The organism is Mycobacterium sp. (assembly GCF_035499775.1).
Classification (GTDB): Bacteria; Actinomycetota; Actinomycetes; order Mycobacteriales; family Mycobacteriaceae; genus Mycobacterium.
Window position 1 is genome coordinate 1 of record NZ_DATJYB010000056.1, and the last position, 14,783, is coordinate 14,783.

The 14,783-nt window shown below is 64.3% G+C and carries 12 protein-coding genes and 3 pseudogenes; 9 read left to right on the top strand and 6 right to left on the bottom strand.

The genetic code is table 11. From position 1 onward, the window contains the following. The 6 genes and pseudogenes from VML93_RS03430 to VML93_RS03455 form a co-directional block, all read left to right on the top strand. Window positions 1-295: pseudogene (locus VML93_RS03430) on the top strand (poly(3-hydroxyalkanoate) polymerase); the annotation flags it as partial. A 45-nt stretch (window positions 296-340) separates the two neighbouring features. Further along, complete coding sequence (locus VML93_RS03435; protein ID WP_325607701.1) at window positions 341-793, top strand: MaoC family dehydratase; 453 nt, start codon at window positions 341-343, stop codon at window positions 791-793. Window positions 794-806: 13 nt separating this feature from the next. Further along, window positions 807-1,610: an alpha/beta fold hydrolase gene (locus VML93_RS03440; RefSeq protein ID WP_325607703.1), complete on the top strand. Its 804-nt coding sequence runs from the start codon at window positions 807-809 to the stop codon at window positions 1,608-1,610. 422 nt (window positions 1,611-2,032) lie between these two features. After that, a complete protein-coding gene (locus VML93_RS03445; RefSeq protein ID WP_325607705.1) occupies window positions 2,033-3,733 on the top strand; it encodes a PHA/PHB synthase family protein in 1,701 nt (566 codons plus the stop codon). A 3-nt stretch (window positions 3,734-3,736) separates the two neighbouring features. Then, window positions 3,737-4,594, top strand: coding sequence for an alpha/beta fold hydrolase (locus VML93_RS03450; RefSeq protein ID WP_325607707.1), 858 nt, complete (start codon window positions 3,737-3,739; stop codon window positions 4,592-4,594). Between the two features lie 84 nt (window positions 4,595-4,678). Then, complete coding sequence (locus VML93_RS03455) at window positions 4,679-5,932, top strand: acyl-CoA dehydrogenase family protein (protein ID WP_325607709.1); 1,254 nt, start codon at window positions 4,679-4,681, stop codon at window positions 5,930-5,932. Window positions 5,933-6,043: 111 nt separating this feature from the next. Here VML93_RS03455 and VML93_RS03460 read toward each other — a convergent pair whose 3' ends face one another. Next, the gene (locus VML93_RS03460; RefSeq protein WP_325607711.1) at window positions 6,044-6,400 is read right to left on the bottom strand and encodes a hypothetical protein; all 357 of its coding nucleotides are present in this window, start codon (window positions 6,398-6,400) and stop codon (window positions 6,044-6,046) included. Between the two features lie 215 nt (window positions 6,401-6,615). Next, the gene (locus VML93_RS03465; RefSeq protein WP_325607713.1) at window positions 6,616-9,861 is read right to left on the bottom strand and encodes an ATP-binding protein; all 3,246 of its coding nucleotides are present in this window, start codon (window positions 9,859-9,861) and stop codon (window positions 6,616-6,618) included. A 940-nt stretch (window positions 9,862-10,801) separates the two neighbouring features. Between VML93_RS03465 and VML93_RS03475 the strand changes: the two genes are divergently transcribed. Beyond that, the gene (locus tag VML93_RS03475; RefSeq protein WP_325607715.1) at window positions 10,802-11,221 is read left to right on the top strand and encodes a hypothetical protein; all 420 of its coding nucleotides are present in this window, start codon (window positions 10,802-10,804) and stop codon (window positions 11,219-11,221) included. Between the two features lie 623 nt (window positions 11,222-11,844). Here the strand turns inward: VML93_RS03475 and VML93_RS03480 are convergent. The 3 genes and pseudogenes from VML93_RS03480 to VML93_RS03490 all read right to left on the bottom strand — a co-directional run bounded on the left by VML93_RS03480 (window position 11,845) and on the right by VML93_RS03490 (window position 13,280). Continuing rightward, window positions 11,845-12,447, bottom strand: a complete 603-nt coding sequence (locus VML93_RS03480; RefSeq protein WP_325607717.1) for an AMP-binding protein — start codon at window positions 12,445-12,447, stop codon at window positions 11,845-11,847. Further along, window positions 12,417-13,038, bottom strand: a pseudogene (locus VML93_RS03485) (AMP-binding protein). Before VML93_RS03485 ends, VML93_RS03480 begins: the two are co-directional and overlap by 31 nt. A gap of 50 nt (window positions 13,039-13,088) precedes the next feature. Continuing rightward, window positions 13,089-13,280 carry a DUF308 domain-containing protein gene (locus VML93_RS03490; RefSeq protein ID WP_414686270.1) on the bottom strand — a complete coding sequence of 64 codons (192 nt, stop codon included), beginning with the start codon at window positions 13,278-13,280 and terminating at the stop codon, window positions 13,089-13,091. A gap of 33 nt (window positions 13,281-13,313) precedes the next feature. Between VML93_RS03490 and VML93_RS03495 the strand changes: the two genes are divergently transcribed. Then, complete coding sequence (locus VML93_RS03495; RefSeq protein WP_325607721.1) at window positions 13,314-13,481, top strand: hypothetical protein; 168 nt, start codon at window positions 13,314-13,316, stop codon at window positions 13,479-13,481. A gap of 411 nt (window positions 13,482-13,892) precedes the next feature. Here the strand turns inward: VML93_RS03495 and VML93_RS03500 are convergent. After that, window positions 13,893-14,184 (bottom strand): annotated as a pseudogene (locus VML93_RS03500) (aldehyde dehydrogenase family protein); the annotation flags it as partial. Window positions 14,185-14,344: 160 nt separating this feature from the next. Between VML93_RS03500 and VML93_RS03505 the strand changes: the two are divergent. Then, window positions 14,345-14,783: alpha/beta hydrolase (locus tag VML93_RS03505; protein WP_325607723.1), on the top strand; the 439-nt coding region annotated here is incomplete at its 3' end.

A 14,783-nucleotide genomic window follows, 5' to 3' on the forward strand; every position in this document is an offset into this window, starting at 1 on the left:
TGCTCGGTTGCTTGGTGGTGAGATTCGGTTCGTGCTGTCCACCAGCGGCCACATCGCCTCGCTGGTCAATCCGCCCGGAAACCCACGCGCATCGTATCGATTCGGACCGCCGGACATCGAGAGTGCCGAGGAATGGCTGGAAATCGCCGAACAGCACCAGGATTCATGGTGGCCTGATTACGTGGCGTGGCTGGCCAAGCGAAGCGGACCCGAACGCAAGGCCCCGAAAGCACTGGGTGCATCGGCCTTGCCGCCGCTAATGCGGGCGCCCGGATCGTATGTCAGCGAGAAGTGAAGTGCGCCAACCGAATTGCATGAGCCGACATGTCTGCGAGGTGAAATGGCCAAACATATCAAGAGCCTAGACGAATTGCCTGCGCTCGTCGTAGCGGAATTGGGCGTCACGGAATGGACGAAAGTCACTCAGGCGCAGGTGGATAAGTTCGCCGATGCCACCGGCGATCACCAGTGGATCCACACGGATCCACAGCGCGCCGCGTCTGGGCCGTTTGGGGGAACCGTGGCGCACGGTTTTCTCACCTTGTCGCTGACGCCCAAGGTGGTGGCAGACGTGCTGCAGATCGACGACATGCAAGCCGCGCTGAACTATGGGCTCAACAAGGTCCGATTCCCGGCACCGGTGCCGGTCGGATCCAATGTCCTTGCCGCGGTGGGCCTTGCCTCCGCGCAGCAGAAACCTTCGGGAATCGAGGTTGTGTTCAATGTCCGCTTTGAATCCGATGCGGCGACCAAACCGGTCTGTGTCGCAGAGTCTCTCGTCCTCTACCGGTGATGCCCGGACCGCGATGTCCGACCGAATGGTGGTAGTCCGCCTCGGCCGGCGGGACGTGCGGCTTCGGGTCAGGGTTCGCGAGGGTCAGGGGATCCCGTTGGTGATGTGCAACGGGATCGGGTCAACCCTCGAGGTGCTCGATCCTCTGGTCGAGCACTTGGCGCCCGCCCGTACGGTGGTCAGGTTCGACGTTCCCGGCGCCGGGGAATCACCGCTGCCAACGCGGCCATACACGTTTCCGTCGCTTGCCCGAGCGGTTGGCAGGATGCTCGACCAGCTTGGGTATGAGCGGGTGGACGTCCTGGGCTACTCGTGGGGTGGAGCGCTGGCCCAGCAGTTCGCGCTGCATAATCCCCGGCGGTGTCGACGGGTCGTGCTGGCCGCAACGTCGATGGGCGTGGTCATGGTCCCGGCTAAACCGGACGTGTTGCTCAAAATGGTGACACCGCGTCGATTCAACGACCCGGAATACATGGCGAGTATCGCCGCCACGATCTACGGTGGCGACGCCGACGCAAGCAACGCCTCCGTGGCCGCCCTGCTCAATTACCATCGCTCTCCGGCGACCGCACGAGGCTACGTCTACCAGTTGCTCGCCGGATCAGTATGGACAAGCGCGTTCACGCTGCGGCTCACCCGGCAACCCGCGCTCATCGTGGCCGGCACGGATGATCCCCTTATTCCCTTTGTCAATGCGCGGATCATGCAGCGGCTCTTGCCGAACGCGGAGATACTGCGACACCCCGGTGGCCACGTCGACCTACTCACATCCGCGCCCCGACTCGGGCCCAAGATCGAGGCCTTCCTCCAAACATGAGTTCCGGCGGCATCGTCACCGGCGGTGACAGTGAAACCTGCTCCTCCTTACTGCACCGCGTCGTGAAGATTCTTTTCCGTTCGCTCGGGACATGGTGCGGATGGATGCAAAAGGGGCAAGATGACCATGGACTACGCATAACCAGCAGATTTCCGGGAGGCACATTGTGCCCATCATGAGCGCCAACTCATTGAATCGAGGTGGCAGGCCTAAGGGTGCGACGTTCACGCACGGCAATCTGGGCCGCGTCGGCGGCGGACGCCCTTTTCTCCCGGAAGAGCTGCACGACTACGTCAAGGACCGGGTGGGAGCTTGCAATATCCGCGCGAGGTCTGGCTCATCGACACACTGCCCAAGGGTCCCACCGGCAACGTCCAGAAGCGCTATATCAACGTTCCTACAACTGAAAGGACACGATAACCATGGCAACTCCCTCGAGCTCTACGTCCAAAGTTGACGAGCTGGCTGCACCGCTCGACCTGCTGCTCACCAGCGCCACGAAACCATTCGCCAGCCGAATGATGCCGAACGCCACCTGGGCCCGCTTCGCCGGCAACCTCGCACAGCACCCCGGCGCGGTGGCCGACCGGGTTGGCACGCTGACCCGTGAACTCGGCAATATCGCCGTGGGCAAGTCGCACCGCGCTCCGGCACGCGCCGACAAGCGCTTCAGCGATCCTGCGTGGCAAGAGAATCCGCTGCTGCACCGAATCATGCAGGCCTATCTGGCAGGTGCCGAGACCGCTGAGGGGCTGCTCGACGACGCCGAGTTGGATTGGCGCGACAACGAGAAGATGCAATTCGTCATAGACAACTTTGTGGAGGGCCTGGCGCCCAGCAACAACCCGCTGATCAGTCCGCTGGGCTGGAAGGCGCTGATCGACACCGGCGGTCTGAGCGCGATACGGGGCATGAGAGCCTTTGCCCGAGACATGCTTTCGAAGCCTCGCGTGCCGGCGATGGTCGAGCCCGACGCCTACGTGGTGGGGGAGACAGTGGCTCTCACCAAGGGGGCGGTGGTGCTGCAAACCTCGATGTTCGAATTGATCCAGTACGTCCCGCAGACGGACAAGGTGCAGACGGTTCCGTTGCTCATGGTGCCGCCGGTGATCAACAAGTACTACATCATGGACATCGCGCCCGGACGCAGCATGATCGAGTACTTCGTCCAGCAAGGCCAGCAGGTCTTCGTGATTTCGTGGCGCAATCCGCAAGCACGCCACAAGGATTGGGGCTTTGATGCCTACGGCGGAGCGATCATCGAGGCAATGGACGCGGTGCAGAAAATCGCCGGGACCGACCGCACCCACCTGTTGGCCACCTGCTCGGGCGGCATCCTCGCGGCGATGGTGGCGGCCCACCTCGCCGAGATCGGCGAGGGCGACCGGGTCGCGGGTCTCAACCTGGCGGTCACCATCCTGGACGAGACCCGAGCCGGGTTCGCTGCTGCCGCAATGAGCGAACGCGCGGCACAGGCGGCAATCCGCGTTTCGGGCGCCAAGGGCTTCCTCGACGGCCGCGATATGGCGGAGATGTTCGCCTGGCTGCGGCCCACCGACCTGGTGTGGCGGTATGTGGTGAACAACTACGTGCAGGGCCGTAAGCCCGCCGCGTTCGATCTATTGTTCTGGAACGCCGACACCACCCGAATGACCGCCGCACTGCACCGCGACATGGTGCTGATGGGGCTGCGAAACGCGCTAGTCACCCCCGGCGGTGTCAGCATGCTCGGCACCCCGGTCGACCTGTCCAAGTTCACCGCCGACGCCTACGTCGTCGGCGGCGTCAACGACCACATCTCCCCGTGGCAAGCCACCTATCGCAGCGCACGCCTGCTCGGCAGCAAGGACAACCGCTACGTGTTGTCCAGCAGCGGTCACATCGCGGCGCTGGTCAACCCGCCCGGTAACCCGAAAGCTTCATTCCGGAAGGGTCCGGTCGACGCCGAAGATCCAGACCAGTGGCTCAGCTCAGCGGAAAAGCTCGCCGACTCCTGGTGGCCAGACTACGTGGCCTGGCTCGCCGAACGCAGCGGTCCGGAGGTCGACGCTCCGAAAGCCCTTGGTGGGGAAGACCTTCCGCCGCTCGGTCCGGCACCTGGCACCTACGTGATGGAGAAGTGAGCCATGCCTAGCAGCGCGCAACGTCGCAGGAACTTCACGGCGGCAGCGCCCAGCGCGATTGGCGAGGAAAGTTACGTCAACGTCGGCGGGCAGCGCATCCGAGTCAATGTGCGCCACGGAAGCGGCGTGCCGCTGGTGCTGTGCAACGGCATCGGTGCCAGCCTGGAAGTGCTCGATCCGTTGGTGGAGCAGTTGGATTGCACGGTAGTCAGATTCGACGTCCCGGGCACCGGCGGATCACCCACATCGCCGTTGCCGTACGGACTTCCCTACCTTGCCTGGGTACTGGGCCGGCTGTTGTCCAAGCTTGGGATCGGCGTGGTGGATGTGCTCGGGCTGTCCTGGGGTGGCGGCCTGGCGCAGCAGTTCGCCTTTCAGAATCCGCGCCGGTGCCGGCGCCTGGTGCTGGTGGCGACCGGCACCGGCGCGATCATGGTGCCGGCCCACCCCAGGATTCTGGCGAAAATGATTACCCCGCGCAGATTCTCGGATCCTAACTACGCCGCCACCATTGCCGGGGAGCTCTACGGTGGCACCGTCCGCGCGCATGGTGAAGACGTGGCGCAACTGTTCGTGCGGCAGTTGCACGCCGGATCGAAGATGGGCTACCTGCATCAACTGCTCGCCGGCGCGGTGTGGACCAGCCTGTTTGCGCTGCCCGCCGTGCGGCAGCAAACCTTGATCGTGCAGGGCACCGACGACCCGATCATCCCGACCATCAACGCCCGCATTCTGAATGCGTTGCTGCCTCATTCGCGGCTGCATCTGCACTCCGGCGGCCATATCGACCTGGTGCACAACGCGCCAGAGCTCGCGCCTGTCATCGAGCAATTCCTGACCGAACCGGGAGAAAGGCCATGAGTCATTCCTCTATTAGCACATGCCCTTAACAGCCGCGAAAGAAGAAACCCTCCTACGCACACCCGGAGAACGACTATGACAACGATGCCAATACCGTTCAGCTCGTTTGAGACACGTTCGGCCAAGGACGCCGATCCGACAACCGCCGCGCTCGTCGAGGACATCGCCCGTGCCCGGGGGACGGACTACTTCCTGATGAGGGAACAGCTGACCGACCAAGAAAAGGAGGTCATGGCCAAGGTCCGCGCGTTCGGCGAGGCCGAGATCCTGCCGATCGTCAACGACTACTGGGAGCGCGGCGAATTCCCGTTCGAGCTGGTTCCGAAACTCGGCGCGCTGAACATTGTCGGCGACTACAACCTAGGCGACCACGGGTGCACACCAATGACCGCCGTCGCCAACGGACTCGTCAACTACGAGCTGTCCCGCATCGACGGGAGCATATCCACGTTCTTCGGTGTGCATCTCGGGCTGGCGATGCAGTCGATCAACATCCTCGGTTCCGAGGAGCAGCGGGAGCACTACCTCCCGGCGATGGCGCGCCTGGAAAAGATCGGCGCGTTCGCCCTGAGCGAGCCCGACCACGGCTCCGACGCCGTCATCCTCGAGGCCAGCGCTGAGCGGCAGGGCGATGAATGGGTGCTCAACGGTCGCAAGCGTTGGCCGGGCAATGCCGTGTGGTGCGACATCATCGTCGTGTACGCCCGCGACACCTCAGACAACCAAGTCAAGGCGTTCGTCGTGGAGAAGGAGAACCCCGGCTACGCGGCGACCAAGATCGGCGGCAAGATGTCGCTGCGGATCGTGCAGAACGCGGACATCACCCTCACGAATTGCCGCGTGTCCGAAGATGCCCGGTTGCAGAATTGCAACAGCTTCAAAGACGTTGGCAAGGTGCTCGCCGGTACCCGCAATTTCGTCGCGTGGTCCGCAACCGGGCACGCCGTCGCAGCCTACGAAATCGCGTTGAACTACTCGTTGCGGCGCAAGCAGTTCGGCAGGCCGATCGCCAGGACCCAGATGATCCAGTCGGTGCTGGTGGAGATGCTTGGCGACCTTACCGCGATGCAGCTGTACAGCATCCGTATGGGCCGGCTCATCGACGATGGCAAGGTCGAAGAGACGATGGCCGCACTCGCCAAGTACTACTGCACGGTCAAAGGCCGCAACGTGTGTCGACTGGCCCGCGACGTGTTGGGTGGCAACGGTGTCACGCTCGACTTCCATGTCATGCGCCACCTTTGCGATATGGAGGCGCTGGTCACCTACGAAGGGACTGCTGAGATCCAGTCCCTCATCGTCGGCAGGCACATCACCGGGCAGAGCGCGTTCGCCTGACAGGTAAAAGGAGAACGGCGAGGCCAGCATCCGGCCGTACCGAATGGGCACCCGTGTGGTCACCTGAGTTTCCAGCAACGACCCCGGATCCGGGCGATCATACGCGGGACGTCATCGGCGAGGGACGACCGCGGGAGTCGTGTTCGTGCCGATCTGCCCAGCTCGTGGGGCTCGGCGACGGTCAGGTGCGTCGGCGGGTGTGGGGCGAGCCGCCCGAAGTTGTCGGCCGAGGCCGAAGACGGTTTCGAGCAGGACGACGAACGAGAGGATGTCGACCACGGCGACGCATGCGGTGGCGACCGCTTTGAAGGTGAGGCCGTTCTTCGCCATGCCCAGCACGTTCGACCGGTTGGCCAGGATCAGCACATAGGTGAGCAGCATCGGGGTGATGAGCCCGTTCAGTACCTGGGCGTTGATGACGAGGGCGATGAGGTTGCCGTGCGCGAGCGCTGTAACCGCGCCGACCACGATCCGCAGCGTGAAAATGCCGTAAACAGAGGTGCTTCACGCTCTTTGACACCGAACGCGGCGCACCCGTCGCGTCGGCGATGCCGTACGTTATCCGAGGCTTTGGCCAGCGGCCGTGTGTCGGGCACGATGTCGTCGTCGCTGTTTACGTCTGCATGGTGGCGGCTTTCGACAGGGCCGACTGTTATCGATTCGGAATGATTCCGGCCGAGGGCTCACGTGAGAATGCGGCGGGCCCGCGCCACTTCGGGCATGGTGCTGTCGGCCGGCATTCGGTTGACCGCGTCGATGAGTGCGGCACGCGCCAACTCGCCACGCGACTCGAAATCGTCGAGCGCCGCGCGCAGTTCGAACAAGAACGCGCCCTGGCGGCGGGCCAACGCGGCGGCGTCCGCCAACCCTCTTGTGCGTGCGTCGAGATCGGCGAGGGTGTGGGCGCGAATCCGCAGCAGTTCGGCGTCGTAGTAGTGTTCGTCGCTGTCGTCAGCCCTTTGCAGCGCGTCGTCGAGGATGCGGCGCGCGTCGTCGCATTCTCCGGCGGCGATGATCAATCGAGCTCGTATGCACTCTAGGAAGCCCCGGTAGATAACGATTCCAGAGATGCGCCAGGCCTCGTCAAGCGACTCGGTGATGGTGGCGACGTGCGCCAACAAAGCAGGACGGTCGGCGCTTGTTGCCTGCGCCAATGACGTCAGCGCGCCCGCAGCCACCTGCTCGGCGGCGCACATCAGTCGCCATCCATCGATGCCGTAACGATCGGACCATTCGATCGCATCAGCCGCGAGCGTGGCGGCGTCTTCGAGCTGGCCTGCCTCGATGCACGCCCAGGCCTGGAAGAAGCCCGCGTAGGCACGGCTCCAGGGGCCCTGCGGAAAGCCGAGGCGATCGGCCCTGGCCGCCGCGCGGGAGAGCTGTGCTTGCGCGCCGGCCAGATCACCATGAACAAGGCAATCCAACCCCAGGACTTGGAACGCCAGCGCGAAGGGATCCGCAGGTATGAACCACCACGCCAGGTAGATCTCCTCGCCGTCCGACGCAGCGAAGTCGCCGATCGCCTCCTCGACGCGACGTCGGCCGGCGTCCATATCCCCGCGGAACCACGCCAATATCGCCAGGATTGCTTCGACGACGGTGCGGAAAAACGGTCGGCCTACCTCTGGCGCGGCGCGTAACGACTCGAACACCTGAGCGGTACGGCGCAGATCTCCCCGGGTGAAGTAATACCCCGCGACCGCGATGAGCGTGGCGACAAATTCGTCGTCGCACAGGTCCGTGCCGCACAGCTCTAGACAGCGTTCGAAGTCGGCGGCCGCGGCCTGGCATCCGGTGCCCTCGGCTGCGGCGGCGAAGAAACCGCGTTGTAGCCGCAAGGCCCGCTCTTGGCGGTCGCGGTCCACTCCGGGTGCGGTCCTATCAAGTCCGGCCAGTGCGTGTGTGAGGTAATCACGCGCCTCCGCCACGGCGCCGCGGCGCCCGGCGTCGGTTGCCGCCTGCTGGTAGGCCGACGCAGCCGCGGCGTACCGTTCGGCGCGTTCGTAATGGCCGGCGACGACGCGCCAGTCGGGTTGGCCACCGGCCGCATCGTCGACGAGCACGTCGGCTACCCGAGCGTGCAGTTCGCGTCGGACGCTCAGTGGTGCGAGTTCGAGGCCGACCTCGCGCAGCAACTCGTGGCGGAACCGCCATCGGTCGACTCCGCATGGCTCGAGCACGAGGGCGCGTTCGAGTTCGTCGATGGCGTCGTCGACCTCGTCGGCGCTGAGAGCGGACACCGCGGTCAGCAAGCCCCGCTCGACGTGTCGGCCGATGACAGCGGCCGCCTCGACCACCGGGACCACGTTCGCACTGGTGCGCAGCCTGGCGAACAGCGGCTCATACAGCGCCTCGGGAACCGAAGGCTCATCACCGCTGTGATTATCGAGTCCGGCCACGATCTGTTCGATGTAGAAGGGAATCCCGTCGCAGCGGGCATGCACCGCCGCCTTCTGCTCGGCACTGATCGTGGGGTTTAGTGCGGCGATGAGTTCGGCGGTTTGCTCATCGGTCAACGGTGCCAGGTCGAACACTTTGACCGGCCAAGCCTCGGATAGCCATCCCCCGGGCCGGCCAGTAATGACGACGAGCAACTTGCCCGGATCCGCGTCGAGCAGCGCACCCAGCACGTTGAAGGTCGACGGGTCGAACCAGTGCGCATCGTCGGCAACGACCAGGGCCGATGCGTCACCAAGACAGGCGTGCAGATACTCATGCACCGCCGCGGCGATCAGCTCCTGCAATTTACGACCTTCGGCGGGCACCGGTGGGTAGCCGTGCTCCGATGCGATGCCCAGCACCGGCGCCAACAATGGCACGGTGGTTGCGGGATCGAGACCGCAGGCGCCAATCTCGTTGTGTAACAAGCGCAACCGCTCGGTCATCTCGGTGGAGCGGTCAATGCCGCATCGACGTTCGATCAGGGCCCGCACTGGGTGTAGACCCACATCCGTGTGGAAGGGTGACCCGGCCAATTCGAGCACGGCCGCGCCCGAGCGTTCCGCGATATGCGCGGCGGCGGCCGCCAGTCGGCTCTTGCCGATCCCGGCTTCACCCCGAAAGACGAGCCCCGGCGCACTGAGCGTGCCTGCCTGGGCGCGCACCCAGCTCCGTTCGAGATGTGACGTCTCGCGCTCTCGGCCCACCAACGGACCACGCCCCACCCGCGAGGACCCAGTCCGCTCACCCACCACTCGGTAATGGGCGATCAATCCCTCTACACCTTTCACCGGCGCGGCGGGCCGATCCTCTAAGTCGAAATGCTTGCGGACCAGCGACTCGACCGCGCCGGAGACGACCACCCTCCCTGGCGGGGCGAGTCCCGACACCCGTGCGGCCAGATTCGCCGCTAAGCCGTACACGTCATCTTGGGCGGTGTCCAGATATACGAGGCCGCGATGAACCCCAACGCGCACCGTGATGTCCACGCCGAGCTGGCGCTGCGCCTGTTCACTGAGCCGCTGCACGTCCCGCGTGATCTCCAGTCCGGACTGCACCGCGCGGCGCACATCGTTTTCGTGCGCGATCGGGTGACCGAACACCACCAGTAGCCCGTCGCCTTTAGTGGAGCCGATATGCCCCTCATAGCGGTCCACGATCTTCAGCACCAGTTCGCGGTAGCGGCCCACCAGCAGTCGATAAGTCTCGGGTTCGACCCGAGTGGATAACGCCGTGGAATCCACTAAGTCGGCGAACAAAATCGTCAACCGCCGGATCTCACCGTCCACAGCTGGAGCGGCTGCCAGCAAGTCCTCGGCCTCGGTGTTGTCGCGGTCAGTGGCCAATACCTGCCCCGCTAGCGCCGTCGCAACCGCACGGTCACCACGGTTAATCGCCGTCACCGCGCGATCCAGCAATTCATCAATCGACGCCTCACCCTGCGGGCGGACGTCGCCGTCTCCGCTGCAGGGCAGCCGAGCATCACTCACCTTAATATGGTGTCACCTCACGGCCCTTAATATGGTGTCACCTCACGGCTCACCGGGTACGAAAACGAACCGGCGGCCAGAGACACTACGCTTGGTAGCTGTCCTGCACACTCTATGAAGGGTTACGGCTAACAGCGCGGAGTTGGCCGAGGACCTCCGCGAGTTGTCGACGCAGCGCGTCGTTTTCGTCGCAGAGTCTCCGTTGCAGTGGTGCGCGGCTTCCAACCGTTTCAGTTGCCAAGCGTCCGAGCTGCGTTGCCGGGACGGGGTCGGTATGGCTGGGGCCCTGGGGCTGGTGGCGCGGAGGCGTTCGATCTCGGCGCGGATGTCGGGTTGGGCGCAGAGTCAGGATCGCGACACTCTGGCTGATCGGGCGACGGTATCGATTGTGATCACGGCGCCGTCGTTTTCTGGGTCCGCGCCGTGCCTGGATCGCTTTAGCGCGGGCGAGTTCATGGCGTTGCCGTGGTGCGGCGATGATGTGCCGGCAATTTTCAGCACCCATCCGCGGATTCCGTTGTGTCGATCTCGTTTTCGAGTGCGGTGATGATTGTCGAGGTTGCCGAGGACCTACTACTTCATCTCGACCCAGTTGGTGCCCACGGGCGTTGGCACCGGAGATGATCTGCAGTACCTGCTGGCGGTGGTCGCGGTGCGGTGGCAGAAATTCGGTCGTTGTCACGAACATCGGACATGTCAGGCAGCATCGGCGTGCGGACACGTCGTTTGGATCGGCAGCCCGCAGTAGCCGTTGGGCAAGGCCCTGGGTGACGCGGCCGAGCCATTGCTTGGCCCAATTCGCTTCTGCCAGAGGCCTGTTGGGGTCGATTGTGACGGTCTCGCCCTTGGTGTTGACCTTGCGGGCGTTTCCCAGTACCGGCGTTCTGCGCCCTCGGGCACGGGGCCCAAGACTTCCTGGTCGGTGCGACGGGACCGCGTCATGACCGCCGCCACCAACGCACGGCCCGTGGCCCCCAAATCGCAGGCACCGCTGGCCGCCGATCTCGATACCGCCTTGCGCCGGTTGAAGTTGACCACCGTGCGCCGCAAGGCCGCCGAACTCCTGCAAGTCGCCAAGACCCAGCGCTGGACCCCCGAGGAAGTGCTACGCACGCCCGTGGAGGCCGAGATCGCCGCTCGGGATGCTTCCAACACCGCCAACCGGCTCAAGGCCGCCGCGTTCCCCGTGGCCAAGCCCCCTCGATGGGTTCGATCTCACCGGATCCACGATCACCCAAGCCAGCTTCGATTATCTGGCCAGTCTGGAATGGATTCGCGCCCAACAGAATCTAGCCATCATACGCCCGCCAGGCGCCCGCAAGTCCCGTATGCTCATCGCCTGCGGCACCCCCTGAGTTAGCCAATCACCCGCACAGGAGTGGGGACATTTCCCGGCCAAAATCGGGGACTTCTATATGGTCATTGACACTCAGAGTCATTTTCATGGCTCAGCGTTGGCACTCCTTCTCGCCACGAGAAGCTGCCCTTGCGCAACGGCCGTTCGGATCACAAGGCGATTCGGATTCAAGCGTCACGCCGACGTGCCGCTGGGCAGCGCCACAGACTCAACGCGAATGGGTGGTTAGGGGTCGATTTTGGCTGTCGGGTTCTGATTACCGAGCTTTTCGCCAGCGGACGTGCCAACTATGTCCCGAGACAACTGTCAGCGATGGCCTGAAACAGACACTGTCAGCCCGACGTAGGCAAATAACTCGGACCTCTCTTCGAGGTGTTGGTTCGTGGATCACGCGGCGCGGAGCTTGGCACGATTTTGGGATCACAGGTGCCCGGCAACGTGGGCGGCCGCGCCAATCGCCTCGGCGCTGGACACACCCTTCATCACCGCTAATACCATCCAGTAGCGTCGGCGACCGTGGAACCACCGCGGCCAACCAGGGTCACCACGCTGACGACGCAGGATGCCCCATTGGCCGGGGGGCGGTTATTGGCGGCGACACCGGGCGCCTCGTCATCGACCCGTGGCTAGGTCTTCTTGCTGTCGACGAGGAAGAAGTGGCCGTCCACATCTACTCTTCCGGTGTCGCCGGTAGCCAACCAGCCCTCGGAAAGGTCGGGCTCGGTGGCCTCGGGCAGGTTCGAGTAGCCCTTCATCACGTTGTGGCCCCGGATCTGAATCTCCCCAGCAACGCCGACCGGGACTTCGCAACCCTTGTCGTCGACCACGCATATCTCGACGCCATCAATCGGCCTGCCGAGCGACCCGACCCTGCGGGTGTCGTCGGGATGGGTGAGGCACGCCACGGGCGAGGTCTCCGACAGTCCGTATTCCTCCAACACGGTGCAGCCGAATCTGTTCTCAAACCGGCGGCGCACATCGGCTGGCATCGCCGCGCCGGCGGCGATGCACGTGCGCAGCGAACTGAAATCCAGCCCAGAGTGGTCGGCCGCAGTCAGCATCGAGGTAAACATCGAAGGCACCCCTTCGAACACCGTCACCTGTTCGGTCGCAATCATTTCCAGTGCACGTCGCGAGTCGTACCGCGGTACCAGCAGCAGGGTGGCGCCCGTCGAGATGGACGCCAGCAGGCCACATGTCATGCCGAATGGCTCAACACCGGTAGACATCCCATCACGACGTCGCCGGCCCCCAGGCCCAGCAGGCTGCGCGCGACGACGGCCTGGTTACTGGCGAGGTCGCCGTGGGTGAGCTGGGCGCCGGCGGGAACACCGGTCGTGCCGGGCGTGTGCAGGATGACCGCGGCGTCGCCTTCGGCGCGACTCACCGGCTCGGCGCGGCCGGCGAAACCCGCAGTTAGCCGTGCGATCCCACGTTTACCGACGCGAACCGGTTGCGTTCCCGCGGTCAGGGCGGCGATGCTCGTTGCGACCGGACGTCGACCGCTGAACAACAGTATCCTCGCCCCGGTGATCGTCACGTGGAACTCCACCGCACGGGCGCTGAGGGACGGGTTCATCGGCACCGCGACCCCGCCCGCGCACAACACCGCGTAGAACACCCGCGAATTCGGGCCGGTCGCGCAGCATCATGCCGACCCGATCACCGGGTTCCAAGCCGCCGTCGATGAGGTAGTCGGCGAACCGCGCGACGTCCAGGGCCAGCGACGAATATGTCGTGGTCGCGCCGTCGCACCGCAGCGCGGCGGCGTCGGGATATCTCGCCGCCGATTCAGTGAGACACAGGCTCAAATTCGTCATCCCGTTACCAGGGTTTGGCGCGCAGTTCGACCGGTAGAGTTGTCACGCAATCAGGAGGCGGAGGGGTGCGTGATCTTCTCGAGCTTCTTGGCATCGCTGCGGGCGGTGAACCCGGAGATGATCTCCGCCACGCCGAGGATGATCAGCCAGATGCCGACCACGAGAGCCAGCGTGACGATCGAGTCGAACGGGTAGGCAAGCACAACGATGCTCGCGATGATGCTGATGACACCGAAGAAGATCGTCCAGCCGCGCCCGGGGAACTGCCGATCACTGTGTACGAAAACCGCGCCAGACGTGAACCTCCAACGTGGGCCGAGGCGCTGCTGTTCACCGCGATCATCACCATGCGGTCACAGCCGGCGCTTGAAGCGCTCGCCGCCGAGGTGCCCGTCGTCCACCTGCCCGGCCCGGCGACTGCCTGCACGGCGGTAAGCGGGTGATCCCTCCGCGATGGCCGAGGCGTCCTGTGTTGAAGGGACTAAATGTGTGCGACGATCGCCGCGATGGCTGTCCAGATAACCACAACCCAAATCGCAACCGCGATGGCCGCGGAGGTCAGCGACATCGCGTCCAGTTTCACTTTGATGATTCTCCTCCTCAGTACGGTTCGTGGCCGTATTCCGGGCAGTACAACCCGACGGCGGCGATCACTAGCGTCGCAATAGCCGCAGCTTAGACCGGCAATCCAGGGGTGTCTTCCAAGACTGCCCGTGCCGGCGGTGCACCGGGTGTCGCCCCTCGACTTCGACCACGCCGACATGCTCGTCGCCGATGCCTACGAAGCCGCACAGACGTTCTTGGCGTCCCTACAGGTCGACGGGCCGGGCCCTTACGGCCCCTCCGCCGAAGCACCACCCCCGAACGGTCCTCCTTGGTGCGCCGACGACCAGTCGCGCGCCTTCGCGTGGACCGACCTGGATGTAGTCGCGGACGCGCTGCTGTTGGCAATGGAAGACAAGAGGGCCGATCTGGGTGTCGGGATTGCTTGGGTCGCCGGAATGAACGTGGGTCATTTCAGATGCGAGCGCGTCGACGTACTCGTCGTGGCGTCGCTCGGGCCACTAGAACACGAGTCAACGCGTTGCAGATCTGGCCGCTGTTGGACAGGCTGGCCGACCGCACCCCGGCGGCAACCGGTGTCGGGCCGGTGAACAGCCGAGCATCGGGATTACAACCGACAACTTCGATGCGCCGCTTAACAACGTCGTGGATGGCGTGTTGATTGTTCTCGATGCCTTGCCCGGCGACAAACTTGTCTCGGAGAAACAACCAGTCACGTCGGCATGGGTCTGATACTCGATGCATGACCACCACGAAGCCCACCGCGACCGACACCTTCACCTTTGTGTCGGAGGTTGATCAAGCACCGATTTTCGTTCGCAAGTGGTCGCCACCGTGCGGGATCCGCCCGCGTGCCACGGTACAGATCACTCACGGCGTCGGCGAACACAGTGGGCGATACGACCGGTTCGCCCAGTTTCTTGCCGCCGAGGGCTGTGTTTGCTACGGCATCGACCTGCGCGGGCACGGCCACACGGCCCCTCCCGGCAGGTTGGGGCAGGCGGGTATCAATGCGTGGGCCGATATGACCGCCGATCTCAAGCAGCTCGCTCACATCATTCGCACCGAGCATGACGGCCTGCCGCTGATCGCTTTCGGGCACAGCATGGGCTCGGGGCTGACCCAATCCCACATACAGAACCACGGCGATCTGCTGGCGGGCGCGATCTTGTGCGGCTCGT